The following is a 19,134-nucleotide window of genomic DNA, read 5'->3' as shown; positions in this document are numbered from 1 at the left end:
CTGTCGCGTCTCGGCAACAATGTGGTACGAATACATCAGTATCCGCCGCCGCCGCGGACCCGTTTTCAGCACCCCATTGCCGGAATGACCAGCGCAGACACCTCGGCCGCATCCTTTGACACGGCCCCAGCCGAAGAGCCCCGGCGCTGGTCGGTGCGACGCTGGCTGGCGCCGTTTGCCGTGGCGCTGGCGCTGCTGTCGGCCTTCCTGACCTTCCTGGTTCTGACCGGACTGACAAGTATCGACCCGACGCCCGAGGTCGTCCGCTCGTTCTATCTGATCAATGCAGGCACGATCCTGCTCCTGGTCGGGATCATCATCCGCGAGCTCTGGCAGCTGATCCTGGCCCGCCGGCGGGGCCGGGCGGCGGCGCGCCTCCACGTCCAGATCGTCAGCCTGTTCTCGATCGTGGCGGTGCTGCCTGCGGTTCTGGTTGCCGTCGTCGCCAACGTCACCCTCGAGCGCGGCCTCGACCGGCTGTTCTCCGGGCCGACCAAGGAAGTGATCCAGAACTCGCTGACGATTGCGCGGGCCTACATGCAGGACCATGCGCAGCTGATCCGCGGCGACATTATCGGCATGGCCAATGACATCGCGCATGCGCGACCGCTCTACGACCAGGATCGCCGCTCGTTCCGTGAATTGCTGACCTCCAGCGCCAGCTCCCGCAATCTGCCGGGCGCGATGATCATCGACAAGAACACCAACATTCTGGAATCCGCCGACACCGGCATGCGGCTGGCCTATTCGCCGCCGGCGCCGGACTTCCTCAGCAACGTCAACGAATCCGAGCCCGAGATCGCGGTCCTGCCGGATGCGAACTTCGTCGCCGCGGTGATCCGGCTGCGCGCCTTCAGCGACACCTTCCTCTATGTCGCGCGTCCCCTTGATCCCAACGTCGTCAACCAGCTCAAACAGACCGAGGTGAGCGTTGCCGAATACGCCCAGATCGAGTCGCGCCGGCTCGGCATCCAGGTCGCCTTCGCGCTGATGTTCGCGGTGATCGCGCTGACCATTCTGATGGCCTCGGTGCTGATCGGATTGAACTTCGCCAACTCGCTGGTGGCGCCGATCCGGCGGCTAATGAACGCAGCGCATACGGTTTCGACCGGTGATCTCAACGTCAAGGTGCCGGTGCACCAGTCGGAAGGCGACCTTGCCCAATTGGGCGAGACTTTCAACAAGATGACGCAGGAACTGCGTAGCCAGCGCGACGAGCTCGTCAATGCCAGCGATCTCATCGACAGCCGCCGCCGCTTCATCGAGGCCGTGCTGTCGTCGGCGAGTGCCGGCATCATCGGCGTCGATACGTCCGGCAGCGTCGGCATCCTCAACCGCTCCGCCGAGAAGCTGATCGGGCACTCCGAGGCGGAGACGCTCGGCCATCCGCTCTCCGACGTGCTTCCCGAGCTCGACGAGATGATGAAAGCCGCGCGGGAAGGGACCCAGCGCCTGGTCCAGGGCCAGATCACGATCACGCGCGACGGGCAGGAGCGCAATCTCTCGGTCCGCGTCAGCGCCGAGAAGAACCAGCCGCACGACAGCTACATCATCACGCTCGACGACATCACCGAGCTCGTGTCGGCACAGCGCACCTCGGCCTGGGGCGACGTGGCGCGCCGCATCGCGCACGAGATCAAGAACCCGCTGACGCCGATCCAGCTCTCGGCCGAGCGCATCCGCCGCAAGTTCGGCAAGGATATCACCGAGGCCAAGGACAAGCAGATCTTCGAGCAGTGCACCGACACCATCGTGCGCCAGGTCGACGATATCAGGCGCATGGTCGACGAGTTCTCGCGCTTCGCGCGGATGCCCAAGCCGGTGATGGAGGGCGAGGACGTCGCCGACGCCGTGCGGCAGGCGGTGTTCCTGATGAAGGTCGCTCATCCCGAGATCGATATCGAGGCGGAGTTCAAGGAAGATCCGCTGCGCGCCCAGTTCGACCGGCGGCTGATCTCGCAGGCGGTCACCAATATCGTCAAGAACGCCACGGAGGCGATCGAGCAGGTCCCGCCGGAGGAACTCGGCCAGGACAACGGAAAAGGCCGCATCGACGTCGTGGTGTCGCGCGAGGGCGAGGACGTGCTGATCGATGTTATCGACAACGGCATCGGCCTGCCCAAGGTCGCGCGCTCGCGCTTGCTGGAGCCCTATGTGACAACGAGGGCCAAAGGCACCGGCCTTGGGCTAGCGATCGTCGGCCGCGTGCTGGAAGACCATGGCGGCCGCATCGAATTGAAGGACGCCTCCGACTTCCGGGAAGGCCAGCGCGGCGCCTGGATGCGGATGCGCTTTGCGATCTCCGGCACGCCGGCGAAGGCTGAGGGGACCGAGCTGGCACCCGCCGCCAAAGCAACCGTCACGGAAATCGCCAAGGAAATCGTCAAGGATACGGCAACAAAAGAGCCGGTAGCCGAAACCAAAGAGCCGGCTGAAAAGACTAATGATTCAACGAAGATCGAAGCCTCAACAGGCATCTGACAAGACAGGCGCGTCCCATGGCAAGTGAAATTCTGATTGTCGATGATGAGGCCGATATTCGGGATCTCGTTGCGGGCATTCTCGAAGACGAGGGCTTCGTGACCCGGACCGCGCGCGACAGCGATACGGCGCTGGCCGAGATCGGCAATCGCAGGCCGCATCTGGTGTTCCTCGACATCTGGCTCCAGGGCTCCAAGCTCGACGGCCTCCAGTTGCTGGAGCAGGTCAAGAAGGACAATGCCGATTTGCCGGTCGTGATGATCTCCGGCCACGGCAACATCGAGACCGCGGTCGCGGCGATCAAGCGCGGCGCCTATGACTTCATCGAAAAGCCGTTCAAGGCCGACCGGCTGATCCTGGTCGCCAACCGTGCGCTGGAGAACTCGCGGCTCAAGCGTGAGGTCAAGGAGCTGAAGCAGCTCGCGCCGAGCGCAAGCTCGCTCGTCGGCCGTTCGCCGAGCATGAACCAGCTGCGCCAGACCATCGACCGAGCGGCGAAGGCCAACAGCCGCATCCTGATCGTCGGCCCCGCCGGCGCCGGCAAGGAGTTGACCGCGCGCACGCTGCATACGGCCTCGGGCCGCGCCGATGGCCCCTTCGTCGTGATCAATGCGGCCGCGATCACGCCGGAGCGCATGGAGCACGAGATGTTCGGCGTCGAGCAATCCAACGGCGAGCACGCGCGCAAGCCCGGCGCGCTCGAGGAAGCCCATGGCGGCACGCTGTTCATCGACGAGATCGCGGACATGCCGCGCGAGACCCAGAACAAGATATTGCGCGTGCTGGTCGACCAATCGTTCCAGCGTGTCGGCGGCACCGGCAAGGTGCAGGTTGACGTGCGTATCATTTCGTCGACCGCACGCAATCTCGAGGAGGAGATCGCGGCCGGCCATTTCCGCGAGGACCTTTATCATCGCCTCTCGGTGGTGCCGATCCGTGTGCCGGCGCTGTCGGAGCGGCGCGAGGACATCCCTGAGCTGATCGACTATTTCATGGAGCAGATTTCGGCGGGAAGTGGCCTGCCCAAGCGGCAGATCGGCCAGGATGCGATGGCGGTGCTGCAATCGCATGTGTGGCCCGGCAATGTGCGCCAGCTCCGCAACAACGTTGAGAGAGTCATGATTCTGGCCGCAGGCGGGCCGGAGGTGATCATCACCGCGGACATGCTCCCGCAGGACGTCGGCTCGATGGTGCCGGCGATGCCGACCAGCAACAATGGCGAGCACATCATGGGCCTGCCGCTGCGCGAGGCGCGGGAAGTGTTCGAGCGCGACTATCTGATCGCCCAGATCAGCCGCTTTTCCGGCAATATCTCGCGCACTGCGGAGTTTGTCGGCATGGAGCGCTCGGCGTTGCATCGGAAGTTGAAGGCGCTCGGCGTCGGTTGACGCCGCCCAACGGTCACATCACGCGAGGAGAAATCACCGATTTCCGTAGTTTTTCGGGGCAGTTCGGCGGGTTCTGCCGCTTGAAGCGGCTTGCCTAATAAGCCGACCTGTCCTCTAATCATACCGCTGTCCCTCCGAGGGGGATCTCATGAGGGACGGCAACCGGAAGAGGCTCCAAAATTTTCAAAAGAGGGCCGCAACCGGTGCAATAAAAAGAAACTCAAAGCGAGAAAAAAACAATGGCGGCAGACCGCGCACAAAACCTACAGGACACCTTCCTTAATCACGTTCGCAAAACCAAGACGCCACTGACGATCTTTCTGGTCAACGGAGTGAAGCTCCAGGGCATCGTGACCTGGTTCGACAATTTCTGCTTGCTGCTTCGGCGCGACGGTCACTCGCAGCTTGTCTACAAGCACGCGATCTCAACCATCATGCCGGGCGCTCCGATCCAGCTGTTCGAAGGCGGTGAGGATCAGCCGGCTTGAGAGTGATCTGATTGGAACCCCGGAATTTCGACGGGGATGCCGACCGTCCGCGGCCGGCAGGGGCTAAGCAAACGGGGCGGGTGCTTGTCATCGGCCCCTATTTGCGGGTGCGCGCAGGCGATGCCGACGCGCAATCGGAGAGTCATGTCGTGCGAGACGTCGAAGCCCGGCTCGACGAAGCCGCCGGCCTCGCGCGCGCGATCGATCTCGTTGTTGCCGACGCCATCATCACACCGATCAGCCAGATCCGCCCCGCGACCTATATCGGCAAGGGCAAGGTCGAGGAGATCGCCGCGCTGGCCAAGAGCCTCGACGTCGAACTCGTGGTGATGGATTGCGCGCTGGCGCCGATCCAGCAGCGCAATCTCGAGAAGGAGTTGCACGCCAAGGTGCTCGACCGCACCGGCCTGATCCTGGAAATCTTCGGCCGCCGCGCCAAGACCAAAGAAGGCTCGCTCCAGGTCGAACTCGCCCATCTCAACTACCAACGCTCGCGCCTTGTCCGCTCCTGGACCCATCTCGAACGCCAGCGCGGCGGCTTTGGTTTCATGGGCGGTCCCGGCGAAACGCAGATCGAAGCCGACCGTCGCCTGATTCAGGAGCGCATCTCCAAACTCGAGGGCGAACTGAAGAAGGTGCAGGCGACGCGCCGTCTGCACCGCGCCGGCCGCCAGCGCGTGCCGTACCGCGTCGTGGCACTGGTCGGCTACACCAATGCCGGCAAATCGACGCTGTTCAACCGCTTGACGCGCGCCGACGTGCAGGCCGCCGACATGCTGTTTGCAACGCTGGATCCGACGTTGCGCGCGCTCACCCTGCCGCATGGCGGCAAGGCGATGCTGTCGGACACCGTCGGCTTCATCTCCAATCTGCCGACGCAGCTCGTCGCCGCCTTCCGCGCCACGCTGGAAGAGGTGCTCGAGGCGGACGTCATCCTGCATGTGCGCGACATCTCGCACGAGGATGCTGAGGCGCAACAGAGCGACGTCGACGCGGTGCTGCGCCAGCTCGGCATCAATCCTGATGACTCTGGCCGCATCATCGAAGTCTGGAACAAGATCGACCGTTACGACGCCGAACAGCGCGAGGAGCTGCTCAACATCGCCGCGCGCAGGCCCGAGGATCACCCGGCGATGCTGGTCTCGGCCGTGTCAGGCGAGGGGATCGACGCACTGCTCGCCACCATCGAGGAACGCCTGGCTGCAACGCGCACCACGCTCGATCTCTCCATCGACGCCGCCGACGGCGCCGGCATCTCCTGGCTGCACCGCAATTCCGAGGTGCTGGCGAAAGAGCTGCACGACGGTCGCTTCGACATGACGGTGCGGGTGGATGAGACCAAGCGCGATATCGTGGTCAACCGCTTCGACGCCGTACCGCGTCTGTCCGCGTAGTTGGTGTCGTCCCGGCGAAGGCCGGGACCCATACCGCGTGATCTTTCGATTGCGATTGGTAGAAGTACAGAACGACGAGTCTTCGCCAAACTCCTCCCTGTGGTTATGGGTCCCGGCCTTCGCCGGGACGACAATGGAGTTAGCGGTGAGCTTCCTTGCGTTCTTTTGACACCGACTTCTCATCCCCCTTCGCCGCATTCCACAGCGCATCCATCTCCGCCAGCGACGCCTGCTCCAGCGTCCGCCCCTGCGCCTCCAGCGCGCGCTCGATGAAAGCAAAGCGGCGCTCGAATTTCACGTTGGTCGCGCGTAGCGCTGCTTCCGGATCGGCGTCGACATGGCGGGCGAGATTGACCAGGGCGAACATCAGGTCGCCGATCTCTTCCGCAACCTCCTGCTTGTCGTTGCGGTCGAGCGCGGCTTCGATCTCGTCGGCTTCCTCGCGGATCTTTTGCAGCACCGCCCGCGGGTCGTTCCAGTCGAAACCGACTGTGGACGCCTTGCGCTGAAGCTCCATGGCGCGGGTCAGCGCCGGCTGGCCGGCCTTCACGCCCGCGAGCAGGGACTTGTGCGACGGCGTTGCTTCCGGCGGTCGGCGCGCGGCGCGCTCGGCTTTCTCCTCGGCCTTGATGCGGTCCCAGACTTCCTTGACGTGGGAGGAGGCGAGGTTGCCGTTCTTGTCGGCGAAGACGTGCGGATGGCGCCGGATCATCTTGCGGGTAATGGCCTCGACGACGTCGCCAAACGCAAAGGCGTTCTGCTCCTCGGCCATCTGGGCGTGGAACACGACCTGCAACAGGAGATCACCGAGCTCCTCGCGCAAATCGTCGAGATCGCCGCGGTCGATGGCGTCGACCACCTCATGGGCCTCCTCGATCGTATAGGGCGCGATCGTCGAAAAATTCTGCTCGAGGTCCCAGGGGCAACCGGTCTTCGGCGTGCGCAGTGCCGCCATGATCTCGATCAGGCGGGAAATGTCGCGGGAAGGGGTCATCGCGGGCAGTCTCCTGGGTCCAAAACCTTATGCCAAAAGCCGGCCGCCGTTCCCAGCGCCGGCATGCGGAACAGGCCGATTTCCACCGATTGGCGCGCAGGTCGCGCAGTGCTAAAGCGCGGGCCATGAGTGACGCATTTTCATCACAAACCGCGCTGGTGCTGTTTTCCGGCGGTCAGGATTCCACCACCTGCCTCGCCTGGGCACTGAGCCGCTTCGCGCGCGTGGAGACACTCGGGTTCGACTACGGCCAGCGCCACGCGGTCGAGCTTGCCTGTCGCGACCGGCTGTTCGACGGCATCAAGGGCCTGCGCGCGGATTGGGCTTCCAGGCTCGGCGAGAGCCACACGCTGTCGATCCCGACTCTGGCGTCGATATCGGACACGGCGCTGACGCGCGACGTCGCCATCGCCATGGGCGCCGACGGCTTGCCGAACACGTTCGTGCCTGGCCGCAACCTGGTGTTTCTGACCTTCGCCGCGGCGCTGGCCTACCGGCGCGGGATTACGCACATCGTCGGCGGCATGTGCGAGACCGACTATTCCGGTTATCCCGATTGCCGCGACGACACCATCCGCGCCATGCAGGCCGCGCTCTCGCTCGGCATGGCGAGATCGTTCGAGCTGCATACGCCATTGATGTGGATCGACAAGGCCGCGACGTGGAAGCTCGCGCATGACCTCGGTGGCGATGGGCTGGTCGACCTCATTCGCGAGCAATCACACACCTGCTATCTCGGCGAACGCGGGGCGCAGCATGATTGGGGGTATGGATGCGGGGAGTGCCCTGCGTGCAGCCTGCGGGCGAAGGGGTGGCGGGAGTATGTGGCGGGACGCAAATAGCACTCCAACCTCTGTCGTCATCGCCCGCGAAGGCGGGCGATCCAGTATCCCAGAGACTGTGTTTGAGCCGAGACGCCGCGGCGTACTGGATTCCCCGCCTTCGCGGGGAATGACAGCGGTGTTTGGAGCGACTACCGCGCAAAATCCTCAGGCCGCAACTCGATCGGCTTGCCATGCGGCGTGCGGTCCGCGGCGTGATCCCAGGCGTCGCGATAGCGGTGCAACGTCTCCGTCGACGCGACGCCCTTACGGGCGACCAGCCCTTCCAGCGTGGCGAGCCAGTGCAGATAGTAGGTCTCGCCGGTATCGGGATCGCCGGCGGCTTGCGCGCGCTTGATCTCGGAGGCCAAGGCCGCGGCCCATTCCGGCCAGGTGAACACGCCGCGGTCATGCAGTGTCAGCGTCATCGCGAACGCGTGTGCCTCCCAGGGCGCGCGGAACACCGGGCCGTCATCGTCGCGGGGAATGCTTGGAATAGCCGCCGTTGCGGCAGCAGCAAGCGTGGCGCTCATCACGCGGGGTCCAGATACGGCTCGAACGCATCGATCGAGACTTTCAAGGTCGGATCACCGTCGGCGCCCCAGAGATCGCGGCCTTCGAACACGACCGTGTAGAGCCATTGCGGATTTTCGCCGAGCTCCATCGCCGCCGAATCCGGAAACACGTGGCAGCCATGGTTGAGCTCGACGACACCGACATGGCCGCGCACATAGCGCGGCAGCCTTGTGTGCGTGCTCGGATGAATGTTCTTCGCGCGTACGCGATCGCCGATCTTGAATTTCGCCGGCGCCGGAGCAGGGCGGGCGAACTTGCCGCGCACCATGCTGCGCTCAAGCCCGGCAAGCTCCAGCTTGCCGGGCTTGAGCGCCTTGGCCGGCTGCACCGCGTGACCGGCGGCGACGTCCTCCCGCGAGATATAGCCCTTCTCGACCAGCATCTCCTCAAGCCCCAGAAACCATTTCTTGTAGTAGGAGCTCGAGAGATAGACATGCGGCGGCAGCGTCTCGCGATAGAAGCGCGAGGTGTCGATGTTGAAGGCGCCGGCAGCGCCCATCGCGCGCACCATTGCCAGCACGCGACCTTCCCACGCCGCGTGGAACACCGGCTCGTTCGGCTCGGGCTCGACCTTGCCGAACCCGTCCATGCCGCCCATGTCGTGCACGCCGTTCATGACGCCGCTCCAGGCGTTTTCGCAAAGCCGGTGCCAATCATGGAATCGCGCGTGACGAGTTCGGCGAGCTGTTCCTCGCTCCAGCCTTCGGTGCCCTCGGGTCGCATCGGCAGCACGAGGAAGCGCGTCTCGGCGGTGGAATCCCACACCCGGATTTCCATGTCCTTCGGCAGCGTGACGTCGAAATCGGCGAGCACGCCGCGCGGGTCTTTCACCGCGCGCGAGCGATAGGGCGAGGCCTTGTACCAGACCGGCGGCAGCCCGAGCATTTCCCAGGGGTAGCACGAGCACAGCGTGCACACGACCATGTTGTGCCGCTGCGGCGTGTTCTCGACCACGACGAGATGGTCGCCGACGCGGCTGACATGGCCGAGCGTGCCGATGGCTTTCGAGCCATCCTCCAGCAGCGCCGCCTTGAAGGCTGGATCGGTCCATGCCTTGGCGACGACGCGCGCGCCATTATGCGGACCGATCTTGGTCTCGTAGGCCTGGATGATGGCGTCGAGCGCGGCCGGCTCGACATAGCCTTTTTCGGTCAGGATCGTCTCGAGCGCGCGCACGCGCAGCTCGGTCTCCGACAATTCCGAATGATCGTGGTCGTGGTCGTGATGGTCGTGATCATGGCTCATGGGCGAAAGATTAAGCGAATCTTTCCCTGCCTGTCGAGGGTTCGTTGCAGCGCAATCCAGCCACGTATTCGTGACGCCGTTTGTGCGCTAACATCAGCGAAAATCAGCTTCGGCAAAAATAAGCTTCGGAGAGGCCTGATGAAAGAGTTCGTCAAGATCGAGAAGGGTCACGGGCCCGAGGGGCGGATTGCGGTGGTGCGGTTCGACCGCCATGACGGCATCAACGCATTGTCTCCGGAGGTGCTGCGCCAGCTCACTGCGGCAGCGCGCAGCTTTGAGGATGACGCGACGACGTCCGTCGTGGTGCTGACGGGCAACGCGGGCGCGTTCAGCGCGGGCTTCGACCTGAAGGATGCCGAAGGCCGCTCGCGCAAGGAGATGGATCTTGGCACGCTGCGGCGGCATCTCAAGCTGGGGCCGCGGCTGACCCATGCCTGGCAGGAGATGGAGCAGGTCACGATCGCTGCCATTGAAGGCTTTTGCGTCGGCGGCGGCGTCGCGCTTGCGGTCGCGCTCGACTTTCGCATCATGGGCAGCGATGCGCATCTGCGCGTGCCCGAGATCGGGCTCGGCATGAACATGAGCTGGCAGAGCATCCCGCGCATGCTGCATCTGATCGGGCCTGCCCGCACCAAGCAGGCGGTGATTTTGGCCGACGAGCGCATCAGCGCGGACGAGGCCTACGAATGGGGCCTGGTGGAGCAGGTCGTCGACCCCGGCAAGGCATTCGATGCCGCCATGGATCTCGCCCGGAAGGTGGCCGTGCAGCCGCCGCTCTCCGTCGCCATGACCAAGCTCACCGTCAACCGGCTCGCGCATGCACTGGATGATCTCACAAGCCACATGGACCTCGACCAGTTCGCGCTGGCGAGCCTCTCCGAGGATCACAAGGAGGGCGTCGATGCGTTCCTGGGCCGCCGTAAGCCGCGGTTCAGGGGACGATAGAACGCACCCCAGGCCATTGATCGCGCCTCGGACAGTCCTTATACGCCGCGGCAGGGACAAAACGGCTCGGCCAACGGGCCGGCAAAATGCGATGAAAACTGAGGGGGAGGGCTCATGACCGCCAACACGCAGGCGCCCGAAGCGAAGGGGTTTCGCTGGAAACTGATCGCGCCGCTCGTGGTGTGGCTGGCGATCTATTTGTCGCCGGTGCCATCAGGGCTCAACGTCAACCAGTGGCACTATTTTGCAGTTTTCGCCGCGGTCATCACCGGCCTCATTCTGGAATCAATGCCGGTCGGCGCGGTCGGCCTGATCGGGCTTACGGTCGCCGGCGTCGGTGGCTATATCGATCCCGATCCCAGCAAGTCGCTGCGCTGGATGCTGTCCGGCTTTGCCGAGAGCACGGTCTGGCTCATCGTCGGCGCTTTCGTATTCTCGATCGGCTATCGCAAGAGCCAGCTCGGCCGACGCATCGCGCTGGTGCTGGTGCGACGCCTCGGCAGCAACACCCTTGGTCTCGGCTATGCGGTCGCAATGTCGGACTTTCTGCTCGCGCCGGCGACGCCATCGAACACCGCACGCAGCGGCGGCATCGTCTATCCCATCATCAGCAACATCCCGCGCATCTACGGCTCCGAGCCCGGCCCGACCGCGGGCAAGATCGGCACCTATGTGATGTGGACCGCGTTCGCGGCGACCGCGATCACCAGCTCGCTGTTCTTCACTGCGCTCGCGCCCAATGCGGCCGCACTTGCGATTGCCAAGAAGACGGTCGGGGTCGATGTCAGCTGGGGCCAATGGTTCATCGGCTTTGCGCCGCTCGGCCTCCTGCTGATGATCCTCGTTCCGTTGCTGAGCTACGCAATCTGCCGGCCGGAGGTGAAGCACAGCCCCGAAATCCCGGAATGGGCGGCAAAAGAGCTCGCGGAGATGGGCCCGATGTCGCGCAACGAGTGGATCATGCTGGCGCTCATCATCCTCGCAATGTTCCTGTGGATTGCGGGCTCAAGCCCGGACATCCACGTGCCTTTGCTCGGCTCGAACTTCGTCAATGCGACCACCGTCGTGTTCATCGTGATCTCGCTGATGCTGGTCACGGGCGTGATCGAGTTCGTCGACATCGTGAGCGAGAAGAGCGCCTGGGAGGTATTCTTCTATTTCACCTCGCTACTCACGCTGGCCTCAGGCCTCAACGACATCGGCTTCATCAAATGGTTTGCGAACGAATTCGCAAAGCCGCTCGTCGGGCTGTCGCCATCGACCGCGATGATCCTCTTGGTCGCGCTGTTCTTCTGGATCCACTATTTCTTCTCGAGCATCACCTCGCATGCGGCGGCCGTGCTGCCGGTGGTGCTGGCGGTCGGCTCGGGCATCCCTGACCTGCCGGTCACGACGCTCGCGATGCTCTGCATGTATTCGCTGGGCCTGATGGGCGTGATCTCGCCTTACGCGACCGGGCCGGCACCGATGTATTTCGGCAGCGGCTATATCGGGAAGGGGCAGTTCTGGGGCTTTGGCCTGATCTTCGGGCTGCTCTATTTTGCCGGGCTGCTGGTGATCGTGATGCCGTGGTTGCAGATGGTTCGCTAGGCTCGGCCGCAGGCTGATCCCCCCAGCAGATAAATCTTCTTCGCCGGGGCGGGATTGGGAAAACTTCGTCCTACGCCCCGCAAATATCTGAAATTGCAGGAAAGTCCGGATTGGGCGATGGTGTACTGCAGTGCAGCGCGCCTGACCGGAGCGACCTGCCGCTGTTCCACCTCCAGTCGCTTGGATAGCGGCCCGGGTCTCGTGCGCTTTTCGGGCGGGCGAGCTAATGATCGTGAATGAAAGCCGCTTCCATGAACGCGCACCCATCGCTGGTGGTCGGAGAACCGATCGAGACCCGAGACGCCCCTGCCACGGCTGAGCCGGACGCGATGGTCCGCTTCGAAGGCATCTCGAAAACCTATCCGGCCTATCGCGGCAAGCCCGGCGTCAATGCGCTCGAGGGGATCGACTTCGCGATCGCGCGCGGCTCGATCACCGGCGTGATCGGCCGCTCCGGTGCGGGCAAGTCGAGCCTGGTCCGGCTGATCAACGGGCTGGAGAAGCCGACCACGGGCCGCGTCGTCGTCGACAACAGCGATATCTCTGCGCTCGCAGGCCGCGAATTGCGGCTGGCGCAGCGTTCGATCGGGATGATATTCCAGCACTTCAACCTGCTGTCGTCGCGCACCGCGGCTGCCAATATCGCGCTGCCGCTCGAGATCGCCGGCTGGTCCAAGGCCGCCATCAAGGCACGCGTCGCCGAACTGCTCGACCTTGTCGGGATCGCCGACAAGCACGACCGCTATCCGTCAGAGCTCTCCGGCGGCCAGAAGCAGCGCGTCGGTATCGCCCGCGCGCTGGCGACGCGGCCGAGCGTGCTGCTGTCGGACGAGGCGACCTCGGCGCTCGATCCGCAGACGACCCGCGCCATTCTCGATCTGCTTGCCAACATCAATCGCGAGCTCGGGGTGACCATCGTGCTGATCACCCACGAAATGTCCGTGGTACGCCAGCTCGCCAAGGAAGTCGTCGTGCTCGATGCCGGCCATGTCGTCGAGAGCGGCCATGTCGCCGACATCTTCACCCATCCAAAACATCCGATCACCCAGTCCTTCCTGGCCGAGGTGATCGGCGACAGTCTGCCGGTCTCGCTGGCGAGCCGGATCGTGCCGGAGCCGGTTGTGGGCAGCCGCGCCGTGATCCGCGTCCAGGTGCGCGGGGCAGGGGCCGGCGACACGCTGATCGCGCGGCTTGCCCGCGAGCTCGGCCTCGACGTCTCGCTGTTGTCGGCGCGCATCGACGAGATCGGCGGCCAGCATGTCGGCTCGCTGGTGCTCGGCATTCCCGGTGGCGAAAGCGCGGCGACGCGCACCCTCGCATGGCTGTCTCAATATCAATTCTCGGCGGAGCGTCTCGGCTATGTCGCCTGAACTCATCAATCTGATCATCCAGGCCACCTTCGAAAGCCTGTACATGGTCGGGGTCGCGGCGCTGCTCGGCACCGCCCTCGGCCTGCCGCTCGGCGTCTTTCTCGCAACCAGCAGGAAGGGGGAGCTGTTCGCGGCGCCCGCTGTCAATCGCGTGCTCGGCATCGTCGTCAATGCGACGCGTTCCACACCCTTCATCATCCTGGTCGTGGCCATCATCCCGTTCACGCGGCTGGTGGCCGGCACCTCGATCGGTTCGACCGCGGCAATCGTTCCGCTGACGATTGCCTCGACGCCGTTCATCGCGCGCCTCGTGGAAGCCGCGATCCGCGAGGTCGATGGCGGCCTGATCGAAACCGCGTCCTCGTTCGGAGCATCGCCGCTCCAGATCGTGTTCAAGGTGCTGATCCCGGAGGCGCTGCCCGGCCTGCTGCTAGCGCTGACGCTCGCGGTGGTCAGCCTGCTCGGCTACTCCGCCATGGTGGGCGCGGTCGGAGGCGGGGGCCTCGGCGATCTCGGCATCCGCTATGGCTATCAGCGTTTCATGCCGGAGATGATGCTGGCCGTCGTCGTGGTGCTGATCGCGCTGGTGCAGATCGTCCAGAGCGCCGGCGACTATCTGGCGCGCCGGGTCAACCGCCGGCTGCGGCATCGCTGAGACAGGTCAGGCAGCTAACCTCGCGCGGCGCAGCGTCTCCGAGGGCAGCTCCGAGAAGTGCCGTTTGTAATCCAGAGAGAACTGGCTGAAGTGCCAAAAGCCGTGCTGCACGGCGACGTCATAGACGGATGTCTCGCCAGCACCGGCGCGCTTGAGGTCGCGCCGCACGCGGTTCAGGCGCATCGCGCGCCAGTAATGCATCGGGCTCGTGCCCAGCACCTCCTGGAAGCAATAGCCGAGCTTGCGCGGGCTGGCGCCGACCGCCTTGCAGACTTCCAGCAGCGAGAGCGCGCGATCGCCGCTGCCATACATAAGTTCGCGGGCACGATCGACCGTGCGCTTGCGCGCGGTCGCGCTGCGACCGGGATCACTCGGCCGCGCTGTTGGCAGCATGTCCATGATTTCGACGAGGAGGGCGTCCTCCAACGCCTGCCGCGCGGCCGGGTTGCCGAACCGTTCGGGCGCGGTGGTGATGGTCTCCTGGATGGCGGCAAGATGGGCGCGCAGCCGCGCGACCGGCGCCTCCGCCATCTCGATCACCCGCATCTGGTGCCAGACCGCGCGCGGCAATTCGATATCGAGACGTGAAGCCAGCTCCTCGATCAGCGCCGCGCTGGTGACGACGCCGCGGAGCTCGAACGCCTTCGGCGTGCACATGTCGACTTCGGCATCGATGCAGGCGATGACGTTGGCGCCGGTGGCGCTCGCGCCGTTGCAATTGATCTCGCCGTCGCCGTGCCAGGGTAGGCCAATGCCAAAGCTGCCGGCGCCGAGCTGGCCATATTGGCGCACCTGCTGGCTGGTGATCTCACGGAACACTTCGACGCGGGGTAGCGAAAGCTGGGTAAAGCTGCCTTGGAACGCGCCGGCGCTGATCTGGTCGTAGCTCAGCCGCCAGCGGCCGAGGCCGGCGCAGTGCTCATCGACATCGCTGCTGCTGGCCTGGAACAGGTTGGCAGCCGAGTCTTGAATCGGAAGAGTTGCGCTTAAGGCCATGACAGCACGTCGGAATTCTTAGGCCGAACGATCAGCAAGAACCCTGCCAGACTGGCATGGCCATGGCTGGTGTCCAGCAAAATATTGCGGGATTTCGATAACGCCCGATGGCGTCGAGATGCAGTGTCCTCCTTCTCGACATCGGCGTCGAGATTGCTTCGCGGAGGATCGAGATGCGACCGACCGAGATCATGCGCGGCAGCCCGGCCGCGCCCGAGGCCCAGGTGACCCGCGCCAACTGGCGCAGCTTTCCCGCGATCCACTGGGGCTTTACCCACACCCGCGAAGTGCTGCCGACCGCGGAGGTTCGCCGCTCATCCCATCCAACGCCGATCACGAGTGCCCCGCGTGAACTGGCCAAGCTCGGCTTTACCGCGCCCGACGGCAAGCCAACCACGATCGAGGCGACGCTGCGCGAGACCTTTGGCGATGCGCTGCTCGTCATGCACCGGGGCACGCTGATCCACGAATGGTACGGCGACGGCATGAGCGTGACGACGCCGCATCTGATTTGCTCCATCAGCAAGTCGGTCGCAGGCACGCTCGGCGGCGTGCTGGCCGCGCGCGGGCTGGTCGATCCGGAGGCGAGGGTGGTGCGTTACGTGCCGGAGCTCGAGACTTCGGTCTACGGCAACTGCACCGTCCGCAACGTCCTCGACATGGCGGTCGCCATCAAGTTCGAGGAGGACTACGAGGATCCCGCCGGCGACGTCGCGCGCTATCGCTTCTCCTCGGGCTGGGATGTGCCGCCGCCTGGTGTCGAGGCCGGCCATCAGCGCGCCTATCTCACCACGCTGCGCGGCACCGGCAAGCCGCACGGCAAGGTGTTTCACTACGTCTCGACCAACACCGAGGTGCTGGGCTGGGTCTACGAGCGCGCCTGCGGCATGCCCTATACGCGCATCCTGTCCGAATATCTGTGGCAGCCGATGGGTGCGGAGGAAGACGGCTCCATGACGCTCGACAGCCACGGCATGGGCCGCATCGCCGGCGGGCTTTCGGTCACCGCGCGCGACCTGTTGCGCTTCGGCGAGATGATCCGCTGCCGCGGCGTCGTTGGCGGACGACAGGTGGTGCCGGGTTGGTGGATCGACGACATCCACGAGAACGGCGATCCCAAGGCCTGGGCCGACGGCGACCTCGCCGAGTTCTTCCCGGACGCGCGCTACCGCAGCAAATGGTACACGCTGGATCCGTCACGCAACGATCTCGCCGGGATCGGCATCCACGGCCAGTGGCTCTATATCGACACGGCCTCCGACACCGTCATCGTCAAGCTCGCGACGCAGCCGAAGGCGATGGACGTGCCGCTCGACCATCGCTGGCTCGCCGCCTTCCACGCCATCACCGCGCATCTCGCTTAGCGCTGAACCTCGGACATCATCATGCTCGATACCGTCAAAGCCAAATCACAGACCGTTACGCCACATGCGCTCGATCCGCTGACGGCTGAAGAGATCACCGCGGCCTGCACGCTGGTGCGCGCTGCAGCGACTTCGCCAGGAAATTGCCGCTTCCCCACAGTGCGGCTGGAAGAGCCGACCAAGCAGGAGCTTGGCAGTGGGGAAGGGCTGCCGCGCCGCGCGTTTTTGCTGACGCTCGACGTGACCACCGGTGAGGCGATCGAGCATATCGTCGATCTCGGCCGCAACGAGATCGTCGCGCGCAAGGTCATTCCGAACCGCGAGGCGCCCTATGGGCAGCCGCCGGTGATGCTAGAAGAGTTCTTCAAGTGCGAGGCCGTGGTCAAGGCCGACCCTGGATGGCGAGCGGCGATGCAGCGGCGCGGGCTGACCGACAAGGATATCGAGCTGGTCCAGGTCGACCCGTTCTCCTCGGGCTTCTTCGACATGGAGTTCGAGCGCGGCGCGCGTATCGTCCGCGCCGTCAGCTTTTTCCGCGAGCACCTCCAGGACAACGGCTACGCCCATCCGATCGAGGGCGTGGTCGCGGTCGTCGACCTCATCGGGGGGAGGGTCATCGACCTCACCGACGAGGACCCGATAATCCCGATCCCGCGCAAGAAGCGGAACTACGGCGCCCACGAAGTCACCAACCCGCGCACAGACATCAAGCCGCTGCATATCGAGCAGCCCGAAGGCGCGAGCTTTCGCGTCGATGGCTGGAAGGTCGACTGGCAAAAATGGAGTTTTCGCATCGGCTTCACGCCACGCGAGGGCCTGGTGCTGCATCAGCTCGCCTACCAGGACGGCGAGCGAAAGCGCGCGCTGATCCATCGCGCCAGCGTCACCGAGATGGTGGTGCCTTACGCCGATCCGACCGCCAACCATTTCTGGAAGTCGGCGTTCGATGCCGGCGAATACGGGCTCGGCATGCTCGCCAACGCGCTCGAGCTTGGCTGCGACTGCCTCGGCAACATCCATTATTTCGACGTGCCCGCTGCCGACAACAAGGGCGAGCCCTTCGTCATGCAGAACGCCATCTGCATGCATGAAGAAGACTACGGAATTGCCTGGAAGCACTACGAATTCCGCAACGGCCTGTTCGAGGTCCGTCGCTCGCGCCGGCTCGTCATCTCGTTCTTCGCCACCGTCGGCAATTACGACTACGGCTTCTACTGGTATCTCTACCAGGACGGCACGATCCAGCTCGAGACCAAGCTCACCGGGATCATCCAGACTGCGGCCGTGCAACCCGGCGAGAAGTACAAATGGGGCGGCATGGTCGACGACAATCTGGGTGGACCGACGCACCAGCACTTCTTCAACGTGCGCCTACACATGGATATCGACGGCGGTGGCAACACCGTCAGCGAGCACGACTTCGTGCCGCGGCCCTGGGGCCACGACAATCCGCATGGCAACGTGTTCGACACCACCACGCGTGTGCTGTCACGCGAGCGCGACGCGGCGGCGATCGCCAATGGCGAGACCGGCCGGTTCTGGAAGATCAGCAATCCCAACCAGACCAACTCAGTCGGCAACGCGCCGGCCTACAAGCTCGTCGTCAATCCGAGCCCGCTGATGCTGGCGCAGGAGGGGAGTTACGTCCGCAAGCGCGGCGGCTTTGCCACCAAGCACGTCTGGGTGACCGCGTTCGATAAGGACGAAAAGTACGCCAGCGGCGACTATCCCAACGTCCATGCCGGTGACGACGGCCTGCCGCGCTATGCAGCCCAAAACCGCAACATCGAGAATGCCGACATCGTGCTGTGGCACTCCTTCGGCCACACCCATGTCTGCAAGCCCGAGGATTTCCCGATCATGCCGGTCGAATATACCGGCTTTGTCCTGAAGCCGACCGGCTTCTTCGCGGCGAACGCGGCTGGCGACATTCCGCCGGACCGCAACAGCCGCAGCGTGCTCGCGGGCGAGGGGAAGGGCGCCGGCGGCGGAGGGGCGTGCTGCCACAAGAGCTAGAACGGAATGAGGTTCACCTCTCCCCGTTAGGGAGGTCTGATATTTTGCCGCAAGACGTGACTCATCCTGAGGGCCCGCCGGAGGCGGGCGTCTCGAAGGATGGGCTGCAAGGCGACCTTTACTCAGCCACCAGTTCGACGTCGCTCAAGCGCGGCGGTCCGACCGACGCCGGGCCAGCAACGAGCTTTTTGAGGTCGACCAGCAACAAATCCGCAATGTGCGTGAGTTGGTGGAGGGGGATGCTCGTCTCACCGCTTTCGGCACGCGACACAAACTCGGGCGAGACGCCAAGCAGGTTCGCAATCTCGATCCCGGTATAGCCGCGCGCCTCCCGCGCGCCTCTCACCTGCGCGCCAATATGCTGCCTGTGCAGAGCCTGCTCTGCTTCGGTCATCATCAGGACCTGTTCGTCCGCGCTCGCAACGCCATCCGCGAACGCGATGCCGAGCAGCCGCCGCTTCTGCCATGCAACACGACAGGCCTTTCGTAAGCCGTCGGCAAAGATCAGCGTCGCCTCTGTCGGAAACGCCAGTGACCAGTCGAGCTTCAGTCTTGCTCCCGTGCCGGACACGTCGCTGATCGTGCACGGCACGCTCACGGTGCCCCTGGCGCCCTCAAACGCGATAATCCCGGTCCTGGCCGTGGATTGCCTGGTCGCAGCGCGCAATTCGCTCATGGATGTCGAACCCTGGATGTCCAGCACCCGCTGGCACAGAACGTTGCGGCCGTTCCGCATGATCAACGAAGACCCCGCAGATGATTTTACCTCCGGGGTTCCCTGGGCTCAATCAAACCCCGAGGGCATGGTGAA

Annotated in this window: 17 protein-coding genes; 11 read left to right on the top strand and 6 right to left on the bottom strand. The window is 64.5% G+C overall.

Annotation, left to right across the window (positions count from 1 at the left end; all coding sequences use genetic code 11):
* Positions 1-84 precede the first annotated feature (84 nt).
* The 4 genes from UB31_RS07105 to hflX all read left to right on the top strand — a co-directional run bounded on the left by UB31_RS07105 (position 85) and on the right by hflX (position 5,751).
* Positions 85-2,481 (top strand): sensor histidine kinase, encoded by a 2,397-nt coding sequence (locus UB31_RS07105; protein ID WP_045007306.1) that lies wholly within the window; start codon positions 85-87, stop codon positions 2,479-2,481.
* 17 nt (positions 2,482-2,498) lie between these two features.
* Positions 2,499-3,869: a nitrogen assimilation response regulator NtrX gene (gene ntrX / locus UB31_RS07100; protein ID WP_045010354.1), complete on the top strand. Its 1,371-nt coding sequence runs from the start codon at positions 2,499-2,501 to the stop codon at positions 3,867-3,869.
* A 239-nt stretch (positions 3,870-4,108) separates the two neighbouring features.
* The gene (gene hfq, locus UB31_RS07095; protein WP_007591126.1) at positions 4,109-4,357 is read left to right on the top strand and encodes an RNA chaperone Hfq; all 249 of its coding nucleotides are present in this window, start codon (positions 4,109-4,111) and stop codon (positions 4,355-4,357) included.
* Between the two features lie 11 nt (positions 4,358-4,368).
* Positions 4,369-5,751 carry a GTPase HflX gene (gene hflX, locus UB31_RS07090; protein ID WP_045010353.1) on the top strand — a complete coding sequence of 461 codons (1,383 nt, stop codon included), beginning with the start codon at positions 4,369-4,371 and terminating at the stop codon, positions 5,749-5,751.
* Positions 5,752-5,890: 139 nt separating this feature from the next.
* On the opposite strand, the gene mazG is transcribed toward hflX, so the two are convergent.
* Positions 5,891-6,745, bottom strand: coding sequence for a nucleoside triphosphate pyrophosphohydrolase (gene mazG / locus UB31_RS07085; RefSeq protein ID WP_045010352.1), 855 nt, complete (start codon positions 6,743-6,745; stop codon positions 5,891-5,893).
* A 125-nt stretch (positions 6,746-6,870) separates the two neighbouring features.
* On the opposite strand from mazG, the gene queC reads away from it, so the two are divergent.
* Positions 6,871-7,587: a 7-cyano-7-deazaguanine synthase QueC gene (gene queC, locus UB31_RS07080; RefSeq protein WP_045010351.1), complete on the top strand. Its 717-nt coding sequence runs from the start codon at positions 6,871-6,873 to the stop codon at positions 7,585-7,587.
* A 131-nt stretch (positions 7,588-7,718) separates the two neighbouring features.
* On the opposite strand, the gene UB31_RS07075 is transcribed toward queC, so the two are convergent.
* Genes UB31_RS07075 through nthA form a run of 3 tightly spaced genes read right to left on the bottom strand, consistent with a single transcriptional unit; the run spans position 7,719 to position 9,387 of the window.
* Positions 7,719-8,099, bottom strand: a complete 381-nt coding sequence (locus UB31_RS07075; protein ID WP_045010350.1) for a nitrile hydratase accessory protein — start codon at positions 8,097-8,099, stop codon at positions 7,719-7,721.
* On the bottom strand, positions 8,099-8,758 hold the full coding sequence (gene nthB / locus UB31_RS07070; RefSeq protein ID WP_045010349.1) for a nitrile hydratase subunit beta: 660 nt from the start codon (positions 8,756-8,758) through the stop codon (positions 8,099-8,101). Before nthB ends, UB31_RS07075 begins: the two co-directional genes overlap by 1 nt.
* Positions 8,755-9,387, bottom strand: a complete 633-nt coding sequence (gene nthA, locus UB31_RS07065; RefSeq protein ID WP_045010348.1) for a nitrile hydratase subunit alpha — start codon at positions 9,385-9,387, stop codon at positions 8,755-8,757. The genes nthB and nthA overlap by 4 nt, the downstream gene beginning before the upstream one ends.
* A 138-nt stretch (positions 9,388-9,525) precedes the next feature.
* Here nthA and UB31_RS07060 point away from each other — a divergent pair, with 138 nt between their 5' ends.
* The 4 genes from UB31_RS07060 to UB31_RS07045 all read left to right on the top strand — a co-directional run bounded on the left by UB31_RS07060 (position 9,526) and on the right by UB31_RS07045 (position 13,947).
* Positions 9,526-10,332 (top strand): enoyl-CoA hydratase/isomerase family protein, encoded by an 807-nt coding sequence (locus UB31_RS07060; RefSeq protein WP_045007314.1) that lies wholly within the window; start codon positions 9,526-9,528, stop codon positions 10,330-10,332.
* Positions 10,333-10,446: 114 nt separating this feature from the next.
* Entirely contained in the window at positions 10,447-11,922 is a 1,476-nt protein-coding gene (locus UB31_RS07055; RefSeq protein WP_045010347.1) for a DASS family sodium-coupled anion symporter, read from the top strand.
* A 251-nt stretch (positions 11,923-12,173) separates the two neighbouring features.
* Positions 12,174-13,292: a methionine ABC transporter ATP-binding protein gene (locus UB31_RS07050; protein ID WP_045010346.1), complete on the top strand. Its 1,119-nt coding sequence runs from the start codon at positions 12,174-12,176 to the stop codon at positions 13,290-13,292.
* Complete coding sequence (locus UB31_RS07045; RefSeq protein WP_045010345.1) at positions 13,282-13,947, top strand: methionine ABC transporter permease; 666 nt, start codon at positions 13,282-13,284, stop codon at positions 13,945-13,947. The genes UB31_RS07050 and UB31_RS07045 overlap by 11 nt, the downstream gene beginning before the upstream one ends.
* A 6-nt stretch (positions 13,948-13,953) precedes the next feature.
* On the opposite strand, the gene UB31_RS07040 is transcribed toward UB31_RS07045, so the two are convergent.
* Positions 13,954-14,943, bottom strand: coding sequence for a helix-turn-helix domain-containing protein (locus tag UB31_RS07040; protein WP_050044726.1), 990 nt, complete (start codon positions 14,941-14,943; stop codon positions 13,954-13,956).
* Positions 14,944-15,116: 173 nt separating this feature from the next.
* On the opposite strand from UB31_RS07040, the gene UB31_RS07035 reads away from it, so the two are divergent.
* Together UB31_RS07035 and UB31_RS07030 are read left to right on the top strand one after the other, a co-directional pair.
* Positions 15,117-16,307, top strand: a complete 1,191-nt coding sequence (locus tag UB31_RS07035) for a serine hydrolase domain-containing protein (protein ID WP_045010431.1) — start codon at positions 15,117-15,119, stop codon at positions 16,305-16,307.
* 21 nt (positions 16,308-16,328) lie between these two features.
* Positions 16,329-18,323, top strand: a complete 1,995-nt coding sequence (locus UB31_RS07030; RefSeq protein WP_045010344.1) for a primary-amine oxidase — start codon at positions 16,329-16,331, stop codon at positions 18,321-18,323.
* A gap of 118 nt (positions 18,324-18,441) precedes the next feature.
* Here UB31_RS07030 and UB31_RS07025 read toward each other — a convergent pair whose 3' ends face one another.
* Positions 18,442-18,999 carry a helix-turn-helix domain-containing protein gene (locus tag UB31_RS07025; RefSeq protein WP_045007618.1) on the bottom strand — a complete coding sequence of 186 codons (558 nt, stop codon included), beginning with the start codon at positions 18,997-18,999 and terminating at the stop codon, positions 18,442-18,444.
* Between the last annotated feature and the right edge of the window lie 135 nt (positions 19,000-19,134).

This window comes from Bradyrhizobium sp. LTSP849 (assembly GCF_000938255.1).
Classification (GTDB): Bacteria; Pseudomonadota; Alphaproteobacteria; order Rhizobiales; family Xanthobacteraceae; genus Bradyrhizobium.
Note: the sequence above shows the minus strand (reverse complement) of the source record. Positions and strands in the feature narration are given on the sequence as shown.